Origin of the sequence: Psychroserpens luteus, from assembly GCF_015319355.1 — a bacterium.
GTDB classification, from domain to species: domain Bacteria; phylum Bacteroidota; class Bacteroidia; order Flavobacteriales; family Flavobacteriaceae; genus Psychroserpens; species Psychroserpens luteus.
Window position 1 is genome coordinate 45,313 of sequence record NZ_JADILU010000007.1, and the last position, 18,574, is coordinate 63,886.

Consider the following 18,574-nt stretch of genomic DNA (forward strand, 5'->3'; position numbering starts at 1 on the left):
AATAAGTAGAGATTTATACCGCATTTCTATTATTAACACTAAGATGTAACCAATTAAGAGCAACTTGCCTGTCTTTAAACAATTTAATGTCCCAATTATTACCTTTATTTATGTCTATTAGAATTTGCGTAGCCATTTCTGCATTTAGGTTATAGATAAGTACAGCCATGGATTTCACCTGACTTAAATTAGCAATTTGAAGTTGTGCATCAAATTTATATGAATACGAATTTTCTTTGTTAATTAATAAGGAAAATGGGCTTTCTAAATTTGATAATAAAAATTCATGATATTGATTAACCATATCAATATCCATTACGACGCCTTCGTTAATTATGACTTCGGCAATATTATTATGGATAATATTAATTTTCCCAAAAGGGAGGATAAAAACTTTCATTAAACTATTAATTTAGAGGGATAAATCAAATTTAGAGTAACTTTAAGGAGAATTTAATCAACACTTATAAAGAAATAAACAACATATTAACAATATGACTCAAACAATTAAAAATCAGGTTATTACAAAATTAGCTTCACTGTTTTTAATCACCTTTTTATTATCTTGTTCTTCGGAAAGCAATTCTATTCGTGAAGATTTCACTACTGAATTTGAGAAATCTAACGGACTACAAACAGCGACTTATACTGAAACAATTCAATTTTATCAGGATTTGGCAGATACGTTTTCCGAAGTAAAAATAGATAGTATTGGTGAAACAGATTCTGGGAAACCGCTTCATATTGTAACTTTAAATTCTGATTCTAATTTTAATTATTCTGAAATAAGAAACAACAAGCGTATTCTATTAATTAATAATGGGATTCATCCTGGAGAATCTGATGGTATTGATGCGACAATGATGCTCTTTCGAGATATCGTTCAAGGCAAAATAGACATGCCCCAATCTACAGTTTTAGTCACCATCCCAATTTATAATGTTGGAGGAAGTTTGAACCGAAACTCAACAACCCGAACAAATCAAAACGGTCCAGAAACTTATGGATTTAGAGGTAATGCACGTAATTTTGATTTGAATAGGGATTTTATAAAATCTGACACCAAGAACGCTAGAACTTTTGCTCAAATTTTTCACTTAATAGAGCCTGATGTTTTTATCGACAACCACGTTAGTAACGGAGCAGATTACCAATACACACTAACACATCTATTTACGCAGCACAATAAGTTAGGTGGAGAACTTGGTGATTTCATCCACAACAAAATGATGCCTCAACTAGAACAAAAACTTGCGAAAAAAGATTGGGATATCACACCTTACGTGAATGTATTTAATAGAACACCTGAGGAAGGTTTTAGTCAGTTTATGGATTCTCCTAGATATTCTACGGGTTATACTACATTATGGAACACTTTAGGCATGATGGTAGAAACTCATATGCTAAAACCTTACAAGCAACGTGTTGAAGGGACTTATGAGCTTATGAAAAGTATGATAGAAATTACCGAGAATGAAGGTGAGACTATTTCCGTATTACGTGAAAATGCAGTAGATAATTTGCGAAACAAAAAAACCTATCCTTTACAATGGACCATTGACACCACAAAAACCACAACCTTAGATTTTAAAGGATTTGAAGGTAACATGATTGAAAGTCATCTTACTGGTGCAAAGCGACTAAAATATGACACTAGCAAACCATTTACGAAACCAGTGACTTATAGAAATTATATGACTTCAACTTTGGATGTAGAAATTCCTGAAGCATATATAATTCCGCAAGGATGGTGGAACATTATTGAACTTTTAAAGCTAAATAACATAGAAATGAATCGCTTTGAGAGTGATACGACTTTAACGGTCAAATCTTATAAGATTAAAAACTACGAGACAAGAAAACAAGCTTATGAAGGTCATTATCCTCACTACAATGTGGAGTTAGATGTTTCCGAAGTAAAAATGACATTTTTTAAAGGTGATTATATAGTTAATACCAACCAAAACGGATTTAGATATCTACTTGAAACCTTAGAACCTCAAGCTCCAGATTCATTTTTTAGTTGGAATTTCTTTGATACGATTCTGCAACAAAAAGAAGGCTTTTCTCCTTATGTATGGGAAGATAAAGCGCTACAATTATTGAGAAACAACCCCAAATTGCAAATCGATTTTAATTTGAGAAAGTCATTCGATAAAGATTTTGCAAATAATTGGTATGCACAGTTAGATTGGTTGCACAAACAAAGTGAAAATTATGAGAAAGCTCATTTGCAGTATCCTGTTTATAAATTGTTTTAATAACAATTAAAAATCACCTACACATACAATTATAGATGATTGGTTTTCAAATAATTGGTTTTAAAAATTTTATTTTTCACCTTTTGTAAAAGCAATACTAAAATTATATAAATTTGCTTAAAATTATATCGCTTTTAAGCGTCAAACATGAATAAATATATTGTTGTCGATCAACCGCAAAAGTGGAACTTTTTGATTGAGAATATTACAGTAATTTCCTCGCAAGAGTATCTTACAAATCCTAAATTTTCACAACTAAAAAAGGCTAGAATATTTAACCTTTGTAAAGATTATTCTTATCAATCTAAAGGTTATTATGTCTCTCTTTTAGCTGAAGCTAGAGAACATTTACCAATCCCAACCGTCAAAAACATTGTAGATCTACGAGCATTAAAATTGGTTCGTATTGTCTCAGATGAGTTTGATGATGTTATCCAGCAGAGTTTAAAAAATATTAAATCTCGCGAGTTTACATTAAGTATTTATTTTGGTCAAAATGTGGCTCAAAAATATAAGGAGTTAAGCAGTTTATTTTACAAACACTTTCAAGTTCCTTTTTTAAGAGTAAAGTTTAGTTATAATACAAAATGGACTGTACAGAGTATTAGAGCTATTTCAGAATCTGAAATCCCTCAAGAACATTTTGAGACCGTTCAAATTTTTGCAAATCAGTATTTTGGAAAGAAGCGTTATGACACTCCAAAACAGGTAAACTACGATTTTGATTTAGCAATCTTGGTAAATCCTAATGATCCTGCACCTCCAAGTAATCCTAAAGGATTGAAGAAATTCATGGAAATCGCTGAGAAAATGAATATTTATGCTGAAATCATTGAGCCTAAAGACTTATCACGACTATCTTCTTTTGATGCATTATTTATTCGTCAAAGTACAGAAGTTAATAATGAAACGTATGCTTTTGCTCGTAAAGCGCAGCAAGAAGGCATTGCCATTGTTGATTATCCTGATGCTATATTAAAATGTTGCAATAAAGTCTACATGGCTGAAGCACTAAACAATGCTAATATTGCGACACCAAAAACGGTCATCATTCACAAAGACAATAAAAACGATGTCCTTAAACAAGTTGGTTTACCATGTGTATTAAAGGCTCCAGATTCCACATTTTCTTTTGGTGTAAAAAAAGCCAAAACAGAAAAAGAATATGACCAATTAGTAACAGAAATGCTAAAAGAATCAGATCTTATCATTGCACAAGAATTTTGTCCGTCAGATTATGATTGGAGAATTGGCATTATTGACGATCAACCATTCTTCGCTTGTAAATATTACATGGCAAAAGGCCATTGGCAAATCTATAACTGGAAAGCCAAGAAAAAAAATGATCAAGATGGAGATGCAGATTGCTTACCTCTTGAAGATGTTCCAAAAGTTGTTTTGGATATGGCTATAAAAAGCGCAAAATTAATAGGCAAAGGTTTATTTGGTATTGATATAAAAGTCGTAAACAATCAACCTATGGTTATTGAAATTAACGACAATCCAAACATTGATTTTGGTGTCGAAGATGCCTATTATGGCGACAAAGTTTACACCACAATATTATCTGCATTAAAATCTAGATTAGAATAATCATGAGTAAAAATTATCACCTTTTTGAAGTTTTTGGTATTGAGTTAGAATATATGCTTGTCAACAATTCAAATTTTAAAGTAGCACCTGTTGTAGATCAATTATTGTCATTAAAAAACGGGAAACTCACATCAGATATTGACAACGGTAGCATTGCATGGAGTAATGAATTAGTTGCTCATGTAGTTGAACTCAAGACAAATGGTCCTACAGCAGATTTAGAAACATTAGCTGATAAATTTCATAAAAACATTCTTGAAATCAATCAATTATTAAAGCAAATTGATACTCAATTGTTACCAACTGCTTCGCATCCTTTAATGAATCCATTAAAAGACACCCAGTTATGGAAACACAGTTACAGCGAGGTTTATGAGCTCTACAATAGAATTTTTGATTGTAAAGGTCATGGTTGGAGCAATGTACAAAGCACTCATATTAACTTACCTTTTTATGACGATAGAGAATTTGAAAAACTCCACGCTGCTATTAGAGTCATTTTACCATTAATTCCAGGGCTATGTGCAAGTTCTCCAATTTTGGAAGGCAATACTACAGGTTTTCTAGATTCGCGATTAGAATACTATAAAACTAATCAAAAAGAAATCCCAGAAATGACAGGTATGGTTATTCCAGAGGCTGTTTTCAGCAAGGTTGATTATTATGCTACTATTTTTGAACCTATAAAAAAAGCAATCAAACCTCATGATACTAAGAAAATTTTAGATCATCATTTTTTAAATTCCAGAGGTGCCATTGCTCGTTTTGACAGGAATGCTATAGAAATTCGTCTTGTCGACGTTCAAGAATGTCCAAAAGCAGATATTGCCATTTGCATCTTGATTATTGAAGTTTTAAAAGCTTTGGTCAATAAAGAGTTTTGCACTCTAAAAGCTCAGAAAGAATGGAAAAAACAAGATCTTTTTGAGATTTTGAATGATGGAATTAAGCATGGAGAACATGCTTTAGTTCAAAATATTGACTATTTATCGCTCTTCGGAATTAAAGAAAAAGCAACCATGCAAGACATTTGGAAACATTTGTATGACAACGTTAAAACAAATATATCTTCGGAAAATCAAAAGACCATAGAGTTTATTCTAAATAATGGGACATTATCATCTAGGATCTTAAAGGCTCTTGGTGAAGATTTTTCTGAAGGCAACATCAAACAGGTATATTCTAAACTTGCTGGATGTTTAGAAACGAATCAATTATTTGGAAATTGAAACTCATCATCACTTGTGAGCATGGCGGAAATGAAATTCCGTCACAATATTTAAATTTATTTAAAGCACATAAAAGTGTTTTAGAAAGCCATAGAGGTTTTGATTTGGGTGCTCTGGATGTTTTTGAATATTTAAAGCCACTATCAGATTACTCCAAATCGAGTACAACCAGTCGTTTGCTCATTGAATTAAATCGTTCGCTTCATCATAAACAGCTATTTTCAGAATATAGTAAAACATTAAACACAAGCGAAAAAGAACATATAATCTCAACAATCTATGTTCCACACCGCAATGATATTGAGTCTAAAATTTCAAGCTTTATCTCAAAAAGCGAAACTGTATTGCATCTTTCTATTCATTCCTTTACACCTACTTTAAATGGTATAGAGCGAGATTGTGATATCGGCTTATTGTATGATTCTAGAATACTCTTGGAAAAACAGTTTTCAGCAGAACTAAAATCTCAAATTAAAACTAAGAGTCCTGACTTAAATGTAAGGTTTAATTATCCATACTTGGGAAAAGCAGATGGTTTCACAACGTATTTACGACGAAAATTTAAAAAAAATTATATAGGAATTGAAATTGAAATCAACCAAAAACATTCAAAATCTAATCAAATGAACCAACTTTTAAAAGACACTTTACTAGTGGCAATAAAAAATGTAACCATTAATTTTTGAACACCTATTAACTTAAACTAAGATTCTAATATTAGCATAACTATTCTCTAAGGCTTTTTGACTGTCTTCTGGAGAAAGCCATTCTACTTTTGTAATGCCTTCGTTTTCTTGCGGAAATAACTTACCCTCAAACGACGTTTTCATTTCAAACCAATAGGTCACCTTGATTTTATGTTTCCCATTACGTTTAAAAATATGATAGGTCGTATCTAAAGGTTTTACAATCTCAAGACCTTGCACTCCAGTCTCCTCCTCTACTTCTCGTAGTGAAGTTTCTTCTATGGTCTCTTTTTTTTCAGTTTTTCCTTTAGGCAAATCCCATTTATCATTTCGATATATAAAAAGAATCTCACCTTTATCATTATAAACTTTACCTCCACCTGCAACAACATTTGGTAGCAACTTTAAAAATTTCTTAATGAGTTTATGTTCTTTTTTGCCAATAAGCCTAACTTCTTTTAAAGATGAAGAATTAAGCTTCTTGATGACTTTTCCAATATTTACTTCGGAAAGTAGATAATTCTTAAAACCGTCTTCTTTTTCAACTTTTGTTGTCAAGACTATAGGTTTATCATTTACAAATATGTAATGCATGATTATATATGTAGGAATTTAAAAAGTAAAAATATCATTTTTATGGAGATGATACCTATTTTTTAAAATAATTTATTTTAATTTCTGAAATTCTTTTTACTAAAAAAAGTGTAGTTTTACAGCATGATTTTTGACAAAGAAACTGCCAAACAAACAGCTGAAGTTTTATTACAAATTAATGCTATAAAACTTCAACCTAATGACCCTTTCACTTGGGCATCAGGATGGAAATCACCAATCTATTGTGATAATAGAATTGTACTCTCATTTCCACCAATAAGAAATTACATTCGTGAAACCATAGCGAAGCATATAGAATCTCACTACGGTAAAGTAGATGTTATTGCTGGTGTTGCTACTGGTGCAATTGGGATTGGAATCTTGGTTGCTGAATATCTAGGTCTTCCTTTTATTTATGTAAGACCAGAAGCTAAATCTCACGGACGACAAAACCAGATTGAAGGTTTTGTAGAATCTGGACAAAATGTAGTTGTCGTTGAAGATTTGATAAGTACCGGAAAAAGTAGCCTCAACGCTGTAAAAGCACTTAAAGAAGCTAATGTTAATGTTAAAGGAATGGTGGCTATATTTTCTTACGGATTTGAAGTCGCAAAAAACAATTTTGAAGCTGCAAACGTAGACCTTCATACCTTAAGCAACTATGAAAACCTATTAGAACAGGCGCTAGACACAAAGTATATAACTGCTAAAGAACAAGAAGTTTTGGCACTTTGGAATGCTAACCCTAGCGAATGGAACGCTATTTGATTATAGCTCTATAAATTTATTATATTACACACATGAAACGAGCATTTTAAAAGCCCTATCATCAAAGTGAAGGATTTATAGCGAACAGCATGTGTCCTTAAAAAACAATAAAACTTATCACATGAAATTAGAATCACCAAAAACAACTATAAACAAATCGGCTCAAGAGACTTTTGATTTTTTAGCAGATGTCAAAAACTTTGAAAAGTTAATGCCAGAAAACATTAGCAAATTTGAAGTCCTTGATACAGATAAATTTTTATTTGCCCTTAAAGGCATGCCGGAAATAGTACTTAAAAAGAAAGAGGCTGTGGCACCTAACAAGGTTGTTTTAGGAGCAGCTGGTGGAAAACTAGACTTTTCACTAACTGCAAACATTACAGAACCTGCACCTGCTCAAAGTGAGGTAGAACTTATTTTTGAAGGTGAATTCAATGCTATGATGGGAATGATGATTAAAGGACCTATCAAAAAATTTATTGAAACTTTAGTTGAAAATATGCCAGCACAAATCTAATAGAGAAGTTTTACTTCCTTTAGATCAAATTCTTTTAGAATATCATCTTCAACTAAAACTTTTAGATGTCCAGAATTTGAAACGCCTTTTATAAAACCAGAAAACAAAGCGCCTTCTTCATTTTTAAATGTTGAAGGTTTTTCTTTTCTAAATAATTCGGTTTCATACAGCGTTTTTATACTTTGATAATTATCCTCTTTCAATTGATTCATGTAAAACTGTAAATTCTCAATGATTTTTTTAAGGACATTATCAATACTATTGTGTTTCCCTGATACCTTTTGCATAGATGTTGCTAGCGGTAAATTATCAAAATGTACTTGATTAATATTAATACCAAAACCAATTATGGTACCTTGAAGGGTATTATTTTTAATGACATTTTCAATCAAAATACCTGAAATCTTCTTTTGGTCTGCCAAAATGTCGTTTGGCCATTTCACTTTAATATTACTAATGTGAAAGTCTTTCAATGCTTTAGATATAGCCAATGAAGTCACCATACTAATCCAAAAACTATATTTGATTGTTAAAAAAGAAACGTCAACAAACACACTAGCCATAAGGTTTTTACCAGGCTGAGAAGACCAAGATGTCCCCATTTGTCCACGACCTTTTAATTGTGACTCTGCAGTGACAACTGTGTAATCTTCTAATCTTTTATCACTACTCAATCGTCTTAAAAACGTATTGGTAGAGTCGATGGCATTAAGTTTGATTATGTGCATAGTAATGTGCTAAAAAAAATTATAATTTTCTTATGACGAATAACCGTTTATAAGAAGCAAAAAAATAATAACTTTGCACAAAATTAAATCAATTTAATGGCGAAAAAAAATACAAGTCCAGATCAACTCATAAGTACAGTTATTGCTGGCATTGAGGATGTAAAAGGAAAAGAGATTATAATTTTAGATCTTAGAGAAATTGAAAATACAGTTTGTGATTACTTCGTTATCTGTGAAGGAACATCTAATACACAGGTAAACGCCATTGTAAATTCTATCCAAAAAAAGGTTAGTAAAGAACTTAAAGACAACCCTTGGCATGTTGAAGGAAGTGAAAATGCAGAATGGGTATTAATGGATTACGTTAACGTTGTTGTGCACGTTTTTCAAAAACATATCAGAGAATATTATGATATTGAGAGTCTTTGGGGTGACGCAAAAACCACAAAAATAGATTCAAGTTATTAAATTATTAAAAAAAACCGCATTTACGGTACTACATATATGGCAAAAGACAATAAAAATTTAAGTAAAAAACCAAAGTTTAATTCTTGGTGGATTTACGGAGTTGTAATCGCAGTTATTATAGGAATCCAGTTATTTTCTGGAGGAATGGGTGGTTCCGAAGGAAAAAAAATAAACCCTTCAGAGTTTTTTGAATACATGGCGCAAGGAGATGTTGACAAACTTGACATTATCAATAAACGAGAGGCACGTGTCTATTTAACCAAAGAAGGACAAGATAAGGAGATTCATAAAAAATCTAAGCCTACAAGTATTCTACCGCAAGTAACACCACTACCAAATTATACATTTGAATTTGGAGATTTAAAATTATTTGAAGAACAAATAAATACTACAAAAGCAGAAAACCCTAATATTAATGTTCCTGTAGAGTTTAAAACTGATGAAAATGTCTTCGGAAATATCTTGTTTTCATTATTACCGTTCATTTTAATCATAGGGGTTTGGATCTTTATCATGAGACGTATGTCTGGTGGTGGAGGCGGTGGCGCTGGCGGACAAATTTTCAATATAGGAAAATCTAAGGCCAAGCTATTTGATGAAAAAACAGACGTAAAAACAACGTTTAAAGATGTTGCAGGTTTAGAAGGTGCAAAAGAAGAAGTACAAGAAATTGTAGATTTCTTAAAGAATCCTGAAAAATACACCTCTCTTGGTGGTAAAATCCCGAAGGGAGCATTACTAGTAGGACAACCAGGAACAGGTAAAACCTTATTAGCAAAAGCAGTTGCTGGAGAAGCAAAAGTGCCTTTCTTTTCATTATCTGGTTCAGATTTTGTAGAAATGTTTGTTGGTGTTGGAGCATCTCGTGTAAGAGATTTATTTAAGCAAGCTAAAGAAAAGTCGCCAGCTATTATATTTATTGATGAGATTGATGCTATTGGTCGTGCTCGTGGAAAAAGTAATTTCTCAGGTTCTAATGATGAACGTGAAAACACACTTAACCAACTATTAACTGAAATGGATGGTTTTGGGACTAATACAAACGTTATCGTACTTGCTGCAACAAACAGAGCAGATGTTTTAGATAAAGCATTAATGCGTGCTGGACGTTTTGATAGACAGATTTTTGTTGATCTTCCAGATGTTAGAGAACGTAAAGAAATTTTTGAAGTTCATTTAAGACCTATCAAACAAGCCGAAAAATTAGATGTTGATTTCTTAGCAAAACAAACTCCAGGATTCTCTGGAGCAGATATTGCTAACGTATGTAACGAAGCTGCATTAATTGCTGCTAGAAAAGGTAAGAAAGCAGTTGATAAACAAGATTTCTTAGATGCTGTAGATCGTATTGTTGGTGGTCTTGAGAAAAAGAATAAAATTGTTACTATTGAAGAGAAGAAAGCAATTGCTTATCATGAAGCTGGACATGCAACTGTAAGTTGGATGTTAGAACATGCTGCGCCTTTAGTAAAAGTAACTATTGTACCTCGTGGACAATCTCTAGGTGCTGCTTGGTATTTACCAGAAGAGCGCTTAATTGTACGTCCAGAGCAAATGTTGGATGAAATGTGTGCTGCCTTAGGTGGACGAGCTGCAGAAAAAGTTATTTTTAATAAAATTTCAACAGGAGCACTTAGTGATTTAGAAAAGGTAACTAAGCAAGCAAGGGCTATGGTGACTATCTATGGTCTTAGTGAAAAGGTTGGTAACATCACATATTACGATTCTTCAGGTCAAGAGGCTGGGTTTACAAAACCATACAGTGAGCAAACTGCAGAATTAATAGATAAAGAGATTTCAGATATTATAGAAAAGCAATACCAACGTGCTATAGTATTATTAGAAAAGAATAAAGACAAGCTTACAGAACTTGCTGAAGTACTCCTTGAAAAAGAAGTTATTTTTAAAGATAACCTCGAAAAAATATTTGGAGAGCGTCCTTTTCAAAAACAAATTGAACATCGCTTATTACAATCAAATAAAATAGAAGAAGAGGAATAACATTTTCTTACTCAAATTATCTTATAAAAAACTTAAATTGACTCACATTAATTTAAGTTTTTTTATATTTGAATCATACTTTAATTCAATTAGGTTAATAGCTATCCCTTTACATGAGTCTATTTCGTAAAATCTTCGGTTTAAAAAGCACGCCTGAAGACAACATAAAAAGCGAACAGCGAGGCAAATACATGCCCGAAATCACGCTACCTGTTGACGAACAATTCACTATAAACTTTAAGGCAAACGGTGGGAAATTCTTGTATTGTGAAAATATGCAAGAAGTTCAAAGTTCTCTAAAATCAATTTTATTAGAAAATAATTGGGAGAATGACAAAGTTTTAATGTTTGATGCTCGATTAGAAGATCTTTTTAAAGGTTTTCACCTTGAAAAAACCAAACGAATTTCAGAAAGCTCATTTTTCTTTTCAACTTGTGAATACCTTATTTCAGATGATGGTTCATTACTGATCTCATCCAATCAAATAGCAGAAAAGAAATTAAAAGAGTTACCAGATAATTTTGTCATCTACGCAACCACAAGCCAATTTGTTCAAAATATTGGAGAAGGGCTTAGAGGCATTAAGGGAAAAAACAAAGATAAAATTCCTACAAATATTACAACTATCAAACACTTCAAGACGATAGAAGATAAAGACTTTCTTACTTATGGTAGTAGTTCAAAAAACTTATATTTATTGCTTCTAGAAGATTTATAAATGAAAGAAACTATTACAAGAGGTATTTCAGGATTGTTATACGTATGTCTTCTTATTGGGTCACTTTTTTGGCAACACGCATTAATTGCATTATTTTTTGTGTTTGGATTGATTTGTATGACAGAGTTTAAAAAACTGATCCAGTTAAAAAGCGTTATACCTTATATTGTTTTTTCAATTTTATACTTTGGATTCGCTTATTGGAAACTCATTACAGAACCCTCAACAGGCTATAGTGAAGCTTTACAAATACTTTTAGTCATTACCATTTTTGTTCTACTTATTCTTATCAAAGACCTATTTTCAGAAAAAACGATTCCATTATTTAGTTCAAAACGATTTATCATTACAACCTTTTATTTATCAAGTGGTTTCGTGTTTCTAATTTGCATCGCCAATGTTGATCAAAAATTCACACCTTTACTATTACTAGGTTCGTTTATATTGGTTTGGGTTAATGATACCTTTGCATATCTTGTGGGTAAAAATTTTGGAAAACAAAAGCTATTTCCTAGTATTTCTCCTAAAAAAACGGTTGAAGGTTTTCTTGGCGGATTATTTTTCGCATGCATCGTAAGTTATTTTATTTGGTATTTCACAGATACACTTACCTATACGCATTGGTTAATTCTAGGCATTATTGTTAGTGTTTTTGGTACTATTGGAGATTTAATTGAATCAAAATTTAAGCGTCAAGCAAATGTTAAAGACAGTGGTATGATTATGCCAGGTCATGGAGGCTTACTAGATCGCCTAGATAGTATTATATTTGCTGCACCATTTATATTTTTATATTTAAGACTCATTACTTATGTTTCATAAAGAAGGTTATAAAATTATTCTCATCACGTTAGTCATTGTCATTGGCTCTGTACTCATGATAGATCGTTTCATCGATATAGCATGGTTACGAATACTCCTCATGATTGGGATGCTTGCATTACTAGTGCTAATTCTTCAGTTTTTTAGAAATCCTAAACGATTAACAACGTTAGACGATCATAATGTAGTGTCACCTGTAGATGGCAAAGTGGTTGTGATAGAAGAGGTGTTTGAAAAAGAAGTATTCAACGATAAGCGCATTCAAGTATCTGTGTTCATGTCGCCTATTAATGTTCATGTGACGCGTTATCCTATAGGCGGAAATGTAACCTACTCAAAATATCATCCAGGAAAGTTCCTTGTTGCTTGGCATCCAAAATCAAGTGAAGAAAATGAACGCACCACTGTTGTTGTTGAAAATGATAACTTCGGAAAAGTGCTGTACAGACAAGTTGCAGGAGCTTTAGCAAAACGTATTGTCAATTATGCAAAAGTTGACGATAATGCTGTACAAGGATCAGATTCTGGGTTTATAAAGTTCGGATCACGAGTAGATTTATTCTTACCTTTAGATGCAGACATTAAAGTAGAATTAAATCAAAAAGTAAAAGGAGGCGAAACTGTTATTGCCACAAAATAATGACTTCTAAAGCGCTAGACATAGAATTCGACAAAGCGGTAGAGCGTATCAATGCACATACCGAACCTTTTCCTGCAGACATGCTCTTGCGTTTATATGCCTATTACAAAAAAGCGACGAACAATTACGAAAGACCAAGCAGTCGCAAACCTATAATCAATGCATTTAAAACAAATGCACTATTTCAAATCAAAGATGTTTCCGAAGATGAAGCCAAACGCATTTACATTGATTTGGTCAACAACTATTTTCTATATAGAAAATAGAATTTCATAACATACCTCAAAGCCTCAAACATGAAAAAATCACTCGTTTTACTCGTTACACTTATCACCATAAATGTAACAAGCGCACAAACATTTAATCAATTTTATGCAGATATTGTAGCAAATACATCACAAGCTAATGTACTAAGTGATTTAACTGCTTTTGAAAATTTTGGAGTTAAAACAGTAGGATCTACAGCCTTAGCAAATACCGAAAATTGGATCACAGCACGTTATCAAGCACTTGGTTATACAGATGTCGTGTTGCAACCATTCACTTATTCCGCGGGAACAAGTAATAATATTATTGTGACCAAAACGGGAACACTCTATCCAAATACGTTTTTAATTATTGATGCACATTATGACACGATTAATGGACCAGGAACCAATGATAATGGTTCAGGAACCGTTTTACTTTTAGAACTCGCAAGACTTTTAGAAAATGTAGAAACCGAATATTCTATTAAGTTCATTCACTTTTCAGGAGAAGAAGATGGATTAATTGGTAGTAATTACTATGTTAATAATACTGTGATACCTCAAAATTTAGACATTAAACTTGTTTTTAATATTGATGAAGTTGGAGGTGTAAATGGAATGACCAATGACACTGTGGTTTGTGAACGTGATTTATCTAATCCGCAATCAAATAACGCTGCTTCTAGTGCTGCGACAAGTAGCTTAGCTACTTTAATAGAGCTATATTCTAATTTAGAAACCGAAATTTCAAATGCTTATGCTTCAGATTATATTCCTTTTGAAAACAATGGAAAAATCATCACTGGTTTATATGAAAGCAATGTGTCACCAGTAAATCATACTGCAAACGACAATCTTGCTCATATGGATGTCAATTATGCTTACGAAGTCATAAAAGGATCTCTTGGAGCTGCATTAGAATTTGCGGTTGCTTTTGAAACCTTAAGTCTAGAAGAGCAAAATAATTTTAATGAAATGATTAGCATCTCTCCTAACCCATCAAGCAATTTTATTACTATCGAATTTAAAAAACCATTGCAACAAGCAGTAGATTTTGAAATTATTGATACATTAGGTAAACAAGTTTATCATGATAAATTAAGCAAGCAAAACCAAACTATTGCCTTAGATAGTATTGCATCTGCTCAATATTTTGCAGTATTTAAAATTGATAACAAACGTTTTGTAAAAACGCTTGTCATAGATTAAATAAGATTTGTATCTTAATGGTTGATTTGTTCTTGTTACTATAATAATCTCAGAATCACATCCCATGAAGTTTATATACATTCTATTATTCAGTTTAAGTATTCAATTTAGTTTTGCTCAAAATGACATCAATCGTTTAGTTGAAAAAGGTATTACATATCATGATGCAGGCAATTATGAAAAAGCCATTGAAACTTATCAAGAGGCTTTACAACTAAATCCTAAATCTTCATTGGTAAATTATGAAATCTCACTAAGTTACTTCCATAACAAAGACTACAAAAAAGCAATTAAACATAGTGATGTTGTCATAGATAATGATGACAAACATGTTAAAGCAGCCTATATCACAAAAGGTTCTTGTTTAGATAATCTGGGTAAAACTAAAGAATCTATAAAACTCTTTAAGAAAGGAATTAGGAAATTTGAAAACGACGGATTGATCTACTATAACCTAGCACTTAATCATTATAAACTTAAAGACTTTGATGAAGCCGAAAAAGTGATCACTCAAGGTATAGGAGTACAAAACAATCATGCAAGTAGTCATCTCCTTTTAGCTTATCTCAATTATGATAAAAGTAGAAATGTGCAAACCCTTTTAAATCTACATTACTTTTTGTTTCTAGAACCAAATTCTAGACGCTCACCTCAAGCTGCTGGGTTAATAAAAGAGATTATGGGAGCCAATGTAAGTCAAGATAAAGACAAGCCTAATACCATAAATATTAGTTTATCGTTACCAGATGACGATGATGATTTTGGCGCTGCCGAAATGATGCTCTCCATGTTAGAAGCTTCCAAAAAACTTGAAAAGAATGAAGGTAAATCTGAAGACGAGCTCTTCATTGCAAATACAGATTCATTCTTCACAATGATGGGAGAACTTAAGAAAAAGAAACACAAAGGAATTTACTGGGACATCTACGTACCTTTCTTTGATGATTTAGCTAAAAGTGAATTTATGGAAACCTATTACTACCACGTCATGCAATCTGTAAACGAGAATTCTACAGATTGGCTTAACTCACATCCACAAGAAGTAGATGCTTTAATGCTTTGGTTAAAAAGTAAAGCATAAGTCAATCGCAACCTTTAGACTACTTAAAATTGAAACATGAAAATACAGCCTACATAGCATTAGGTAATTTTCATAACTCACAAATTCATTGTACTATGACCAAAACTTTACAAACTCCACTTACATTTAATTGTGGTGCAACAATGTCAAATCGTTTCATGTTGGCACCAATGACCAATACTCAAAGCCATAAAGATGGTACATTGTCTAATGATGAGTATAACTGGCTAACCATGCGAGCAAAAGGTGGTTTTGGGTTGACGATGACGTGCGCCTCTCATGTGCAAGCTATTGGTCAAGGCTTTCCTGGACAGTTAGGAATTTTTTCAGATGTCCAAATTGAAGGTCACAAACGTTTGGCTGCAGGAATCCAGAAAGAAGGTAGTTTGGCTGTAATTCAATTACATCATGCTGGTATGCGTTCTCCAGAAGATGTTATTGGTGAACAACCTGTTTGTCCTTCGGAAATTCAAAAACACAACACTCGTGCTTTAACCTTAGAAGAAGTCTATCAATTACGCCAAGATTTTATTGATGCAGCAATTAGAGCTCAAAAAAGCGGTTACGATGGTGTTGAAATTCATGGTGCTCATGGTTATATTTTAACTCAGTTTTTAAGCTCAGATATTAATAAACGTACAGATATTTACGGTGGATCATTAGAAAATAGAGCAAGACTCATCTTTGAAATTGTCGAAGGCATTAGAAAAGCCTGCGGACCACAATTTCTATTAGGCGTTCGTCTCTCACCAGAACGTTTTGGGATGCAACTCAATGAAGTTAAAACGATTTCACAACAATTAATAGATACCAATCAAATAGATTTTTTAGACATTTCACTTTGGGATGTTTTTAAAACTCCAGAAGATGAAGCCTATAAAAACAAATCACTCCTCTCCCACTTTGAGGAACTCGATTTTAAAAATGTAAAATGGACAGTCGCAGGAAAAATCAATTCTGGAGCAGACGTTCACAAGGTTTTAAATACTACAGTAGATTTTGTGTCTATTGGTCACTCAGCGATTCTACATCATGATTTCCCAAAGCAAGTCATAGCTAATCCAGACTTTAAACCAACACCAACTCCTGTATCTATAAGTTACTTAAAACAAGAAGGTTTGGGTGATGAATTTGTCACGTATATGAAACGTTGGGATGGATTTGTAGAAGACTGAGACTTCTTAAAATATACATAGAACCACGTATTGACTTTATAACAAAAATCAACTAACTTCGTCTAGCTGTGGATATCTACAATTGAAACAGTCGATATCCTTAAGCGTTGACATCAATTAAAACATCAGAATGAAATTTCTTCTGCTAGCGCTCGTTTGCAACAAGTGCCCAATTGAGTTAATAAAAAAAGCCTCTAACTTAACTTTATTAAAAAATAGTCTAAATGAAGATATCGACAACCTTTGCTGAATTTACTTATGCTGAATCCATTTCAGTATTTCAGTATTAAAACGGTAGATATCCTAAAGTATAAGCTGTAATTTAACATGAACACCCGAAATCAATAACTTAGCGCAACAAAATAATTGATCTTCACTGAGAACTCTTCAAATTAAAAATGTTTCCATACTTGGTACTTGTAATTATACCAATATTATACTCACAATACTTCATGACATTTCTCCTTCAAAAATAAATGACGGTATAAAAAAGCACGTCATTGGTTAATTTAATTTAACATAAATTCTTGATTTTAAGATAGTATTAGCAATGTTTCAGTATTAAACCTTTATACTAATAATGAACAATTAAAACAACAAACATGGGAATGATTAAAGATAGAAAGAAATTCAAAAGAACAAAAGAGCAAACTCATCCAACTAATCCCACTGGTAATATTAATCAACTAACCAGCCATTTTAATATTTATGATACAACTATAAAAAAACAACAAAACAAAAAATAGTAAAGATGAAAAATGATGCAGAATTACGTGCAGATGTATTAACCGCTATTAAATTGGAACCCTTATTACATTTTACGGAAATCGAGGTAGCAGCTAAAAGTGGTTTTGTTTTACTTACTGGTAAAGTAGATAGTTATATTAAAAAAATGGAAGCACAAAATGCAGCCAAAAAAGTAATAGGTGTCAAAGTTTTGATTGAAAAAATTAAAGTAAAAATCCAAAGCAAATGGATGAAAACAGATTCAGAAATTGTAAAGAAAATTTCTAAAGCTTTAAAAAGAACATGGACCTTACCAAAAGATAAAATAACCGTAAAAGTTGAAAATGGTTGGGTTACTTTAGATGGCAAGTTTGATTGGAACTATCAAAGAGAAGCTGCTAAAAAAGCAGTACACTTTCTTTATGGTGTTAGAGGTGTAACAAACAATATTAAAATTAAATCAAAATCTGACGATTCCATTGAACTCAAGGATATTGAAAAAGCACTAAGGATAAATGTCATTGATGATTCAGGAATTAATGTAAACTTATTAGGAACTACAGTAAAACTTTCTGGAACAGTGATTTCATGGTATCAAAGAGATGAGGCAGAACGAATTGTCTGGAATACACCTTCCATCTGTAATGTACACAATGAATTAAAGATTGAGTATATCCATGAGCTAGTAAGCTAAATAAATGTATTAACATTTAATAAATAACCAAAATGAATAAAACAAATAATAAGTTAGGCATCTGGATGGATCATTCGAATGCCAATTTAATTAATTTAGACTCTAACAAAGAAATGCATTCTATATCTTCAAAATTCACTTCAGAAACAAAGGAAGATGCTTTGCATAGAAGTGAAAGTCTTATGCATAACAAAAGACAACAAATGCAAGAGAAATTTTATAAACAAATTGGGTCTGAAATTTTAAAATTCAAACATGTGCTTTTATTTGGACCTACAAACGCAAAAGTAGAACTGCATAATTACTTGAATAAAGATTTACATTTCAAAAACATAAAAATTGATATAGAATCATCAGGTAAGATGACGGATAATGAGCAGGTTGCTTTTGTGAAAAAGCATTTTTGAATAATACA

At 32.2% G+C, this 18,574-nt stretch carries 21 protein-coding genes; 18 read left to right on the forward strand and 3 right to left on the reverse strand.

Annotated elements, in window-relative coordinates; genetic code table 11:
* Positions 1-13: 13 nt before the first annotated feature.
* Entirely contained in the window at positions 14-400 is a 387-nt protein-coding gene (locus IM744_RS16115; RefSeq protein ID WP_194509201.1) for a hypothetical protein, read from the reverse strand.
* Positions 401-494: 94 nt separating this feature from the next.
* On the opposite strand from IM744_RS16115, the gene IM744_RS16120 reads away from it, so the two are divergent.
* The 4 genes from IM744_RS16120 (at position 495) to IM744_RS16135 (ending at position 5,769) form a co-directional block, all read left to right on the forward strand.
* Positions 495-2,261 (forward strand): M14 family metallopeptidase, encoded by a 1,767-nt coding sequence (locus IM744_RS16120; protein ID WP_206694512.1) that lies wholly within the window; start codon positions 495-497, stop codon positions 2,259-2,261.
* A gap of 147 nt (positions 2,262-2,408) precedes the next feature.
* Complete coding sequence (locus IM744_RS16125) at positions 2,409-3,854, forward strand: RimK family protein (protein ID WP_194509202.1); 1,446 nt, start codon at positions 2,409-2,411, stop codon at positions 3,852-3,854.
* 2 nt (positions 3,855-3,856) lie between these two features.
* Positions 3,857-5,083, forward strand: coding sequence for a glutamate-cysteine ligase family protein (locus IM744_RS16130; protein WP_194509203.1), 1,227 nt, complete (start codon positions 3,857-3,859; stop codon positions 5,081-5,083).
* Complete coding sequence (locus IM744_RS16135; protein WP_317175399.1) at positions 5,050-5,769, forward strand: N-formylglutamate amidohydrolase; 720 nt, start codon at positions 5,050-5,052, stop codon at positions 5,767-5,769. Before IM744_RS16130 ends, IM744_RS16135 begins: the two co-directional genes overlap by 34 nt.
* 12 nt (positions 5,770-5,781) lie before the next feature.
* Here IM744_RS16135 and IM744_RS16140 read toward each other — a convergent pair whose 3' ends face one another.
* Entirely contained in the window at positions 5,782-6,363 is a 582-nt protein-coding gene (locus tag IM744_RS16140) for an NUDIX hydrolase (protein ID WP_194509204.1), read from the reverse strand.
* Between the two features lie 123 nt (positions 6,364-6,486).
* Here IM744_RS16140 and pyrE point away from each other — a divergent pair, with 123 nt between their 5' ends.
* The gene (gene pyrE / locus IM744_RS16145; RefSeq protein ID WP_194509205.1) at positions 6,487-7,131 is read left to right on the forward strand and encodes an orotate phosphoribosyltransferase; all 645 of its coding nucleotides are present in this window, start codon (positions 6,487-6,489) and stop codon (positions 7,129-7,131) included.
* 121 nt (positions 7,132-7,252) lie between these two features.
* On the forward strand, positions 7,253-7,648 hold the full coding sequence (locus IM744_RS16150) for an SRPBCC family protein (protein ID WP_194509206.1): 396 nt from the start codon (positions 7,253-7,255) through the stop codon (positions 7,646-7,648).
* Here the strand turns inward: IM744_RS16150 and IM744_RS16155 are convergent.
* On the reverse strand, positions 7,645-8,376 hold the full coding sequence (locus IM744_RS16155) for a biotin--[acetyl-CoA-carboxylase] ligase (RefSeq protein ID WP_194509207.1): 732 nt from the start codon (positions 8,374-8,376) through the stop codon (positions 7,645-7,647). The genes IM744_RS16150 and IM744_RS16155 overlap by 4 nt on opposite strands.
* A gap of 96 nt (positions 8,377-8,472) precedes the next feature.
* Here IM744_RS16155 and rsfS point away from each other — a divergent pair, with 96 nt between their 5' ends.
* The 12 genes from rsfS to IM744_RS16215 all read left to right on the forward strand — a co-directional run bounded on the left by rsfS (position 8,473) and on the right by IM744_RS16215 (position 18,566).
* Positions 8,473-8,844, forward strand: a complete 372-nt coding sequence (gene rsfS, locus IM744_RS16160; RefSeq protein ID WP_194509208.1) for a ribosome silencing factor — start codon at positions 8,473-8,475, stop codon at positions 8,842-8,844.
* Positions 8,845-8,880: 36 nt separating this feature from the next.
* Positions 8,881-10,845, forward strand: coding sequence for an ATP-dependent zinc metalloprotease FtsH (gene ftsH / locus IM744_RS16165; protein ID WP_194509209.1), 1,965 nt, complete (start codon positions 8,881-8,883; stop codon positions 10,843-10,845).
* 113 nt (positions 10,846-10,958) lie between these two features.
* A complete protein-coding gene (locus IM744_RS16170) occupies positions 10,959-11,564 on the forward strand; it encodes an LUD domain-containing protein (RefSeq protein WP_194509210.1) in 606 nt (201 codons plus the stop codon).
* Complete coding sequence (locus tag IM744_RS16175; protein ID WP_194509211.1) at positions 11,565-12,386, forward strand: phosphatidate cytidylyltransferase; 822 nt, start codon at positions 11,565-11,567, stop codon at positions 12,384-12,386.
* A complete protein-coding gene (locus tag IM744_RS16180) occupies positions 12,376-13,026 on the forward strand; it encodes a phosphatidylserine decarboxylase family protein (RefSeq protein ID WP_194509212.1) in 651 nt (216 codons plus the stop codon). The genes IM744_RS16175 and IM744_RS16180 overlap by 11 nt, the downstream gene beginning before the upstream one ends.
* Positions 13,026-13,292, forward strand: a complete 267-nt coding sequence (locus IM744_RS16185) for an acyl-CoA-binding protein (protein ID WP_194509213.1) — start codon at positions 13,026-13,028, stop codon at positions 13,290-13,292. The genes IM744_RS16180 and IM744_RS16185 overlap by 1 nt, the downstream gene beginning before the upstream one ends.
* 30 nt (positions 13,293-13,322) lie before the next feature.
* Entirely contained in the window at positions 13,323-14,483 is a 1,161-nt protein-coding gene (locus IM744_RS16190) for a M28 family peptidase (protein WP_194509214.1), read from the forward strand.
* Positions 14,484-14,547: 64 nt separating this feature from the next.
* Positions 14,548-15,564, forward strand: coding sequence for a tetratricopeptide repeat protein (locus tag IM744_RS16195; protein ID WP_194509215.1), 1,017 nt, complete (start codon positions 14,548-14,550; stop codon positions 15,562-15,564).
* Between the two features lie 95 nt (positions 15,565-15,659).
* Positions 15,660-16,739, forward strand: coding sequence for an NADH:flavin oxidoreductase (locus IM744_RS16200; protein WP_194509216.1), 1,080 nt, complete (start codon positions 15,660-15,662; stop codon positions 16,737-16,739).
* 602 nt (positions 16,740-17,341) lie between these two features.
* Complete coding sequence (locus tag IM744_RS16205) at positions 17,342-17,485, forward strand: hypothetical protein (protein ID WP_194509217.1); 144 nt, start codon at positions 17,342-17,344, stop codon at positions 17,483-17,485.
* Positions 17,486-17,490: 5 nt separating this feature from the next.
* Complete coding sequence (locus IM744_RS16210) at positions 17,491-18,159, forward strand: BON domain-containing protein (RefSeq protein ID WP_194509218.1); 669 nt, start codon at positions 17,491-17,493, stop codon at positions 18,157-18,159.
* Positions 18,160-18,191: 32 nt separating this feature from the next.
* A complete protein-coding gene (locus IM744_RS16215) occupies positions 18,192-18,566 on the forward strand; it encodes a hypothetical protein (protein WP_194509219.1) in 375 nt (124 codons plus the stop codon).
* Positions 18,567-18,574: the final 8 nt, after the last annotated feature.

Coding starts and splice junctions, on each gene's coding strand:
- pyrE (WP_194509205.1), top strand. CDS start 6,487: ATGATTTTTGACAAAGAAACTGCCAAACAAACAGCTGAAGTTTTATTA.
- IM744_RS16125 (WP_194509202.1), top strand. CDS start 2,409: ATGAATAAATATATTGTTGTCGATCAACCGCAAAAGTGGAACTTTTTG.
- IM744_RS16135 (WP_317175399.1), top strand. CDS start 5,050: ATGTTTAGAAACGAATCAATTATTTGGAAATTGAAACTCATCATCACT.
- IM744_RS16180 (WP_194509212.1), top strand. CDS start 12,376: ATGTTTCATAAAGAAGGTTATAAAATTATTCTCATCACGTTAGTCATT.
- IM744_RS16150 (WP_194509206.1), top strand. CDS start 7,253: ATGAAATTAGAATCACCAAAAACAACTATAAACAAATCGGCTCAAGAG.
- rsfS (WP_194509208.1), top strand. CDS start 8,473: ATGGCGAAAAAAAATACAAGTCCAGATCAACTCATAAGTACAGTTATT.
- IM744_RS16190 (WP_194509214.1), top strand. CDS start 13,323: ATGAAAAAATCACTCGTTTTACTCGTTACACTTATCACCATAAATGTA.
- IM744_RS16205 (WP_194509217.1), top strand. CDS start 17,342: ATGGGAATGATTAAAGATAGAAAGAAATTCAAAAGAACAAAAGAGCAA.
- IM744_RS16120 (WP_206694512.1), top strand. CDS start 495: ATGACTCAAACAATTAAAAATCAGGTTATTACAAAATTAGCTTCACTG.
- IM744_RS16200 (WP_194509216.1), top strand. CDS start 15,660: ATGACCAAAACTTTACAAACTCCACTTACATTTAATTGTGGTGCAACA.
- IM744_RS16175 (WP_194509211.1), top strand. CDS start 11,565: ATGAAAGAAACTATTACAAGAGGTATTTCAGGATTGTTATACGTATGT.
- IM744_RS16170 (WP_194509210.1), top strand. CDS start 10,959: ATGAGTCTATTTCGTAAAATCTTCGGTTTAAAAAGCACGCCTGAAGAC.
- ftsH (WP_194509209.1), top strand. CDS start 8,881: ATGGCAAAAGACAATAAAAATTTAAGTAAAAAACCAAAGTTTAATTCT.
- IM744_RS16115 (WP_194509201.1), bottom strand. CDS start 400: ATGAAAGTTTTTATCCTCCCTTTTGGGAAAATTAATATTATCCATAAT.
- IM744_RS16215 (WP_194509219.1), top strand. CDS start 18,192: ATGAATAAAACAAATAATAAGTTAGGCATCTGGATGGATCATTCGAAT.
- IM744_RS16185 (WP_194509213.1), top strand. CDS start 13,026: ATGACTTCTAAAGCGCTAGACATAGAATTCGACAAAGCGGTAGAGCGT.
- IM744_RS16140 (WP_194509204.1), bottom strand. CDS start 6,363: ATGCATTACATATTTGTAAATGATAAACCTATAGTCTTGACAACAAAA.
- IM744_RS16155 (WP_194509207.1), bottom strand. CDS start 8,376: ATGCACATAATCAAACTTAATGCCATCGACTCTACCAATACGTTTTTA.
- IM744_RS16130 (WP_194509203.1), top strand. CDS start 3,857: ATGAGTAAAAATTATCACCTTTTTGAAGTTTTTGGTATTGAGTTAGAA.
- IM744_RS16195 (WP_194509215.1), top strand. CDS start 14,548: ATGAAGTTTATATACATTCTATTATTCAGTTTAAGTATTCAATTTAGT.
- IM744_RS16210 (WP_194509218.1), top strand. CDS start 17,491: ATGAAAAATGATGCAGAATTACGTGCAGATGTATTAACCGCTATTAAA.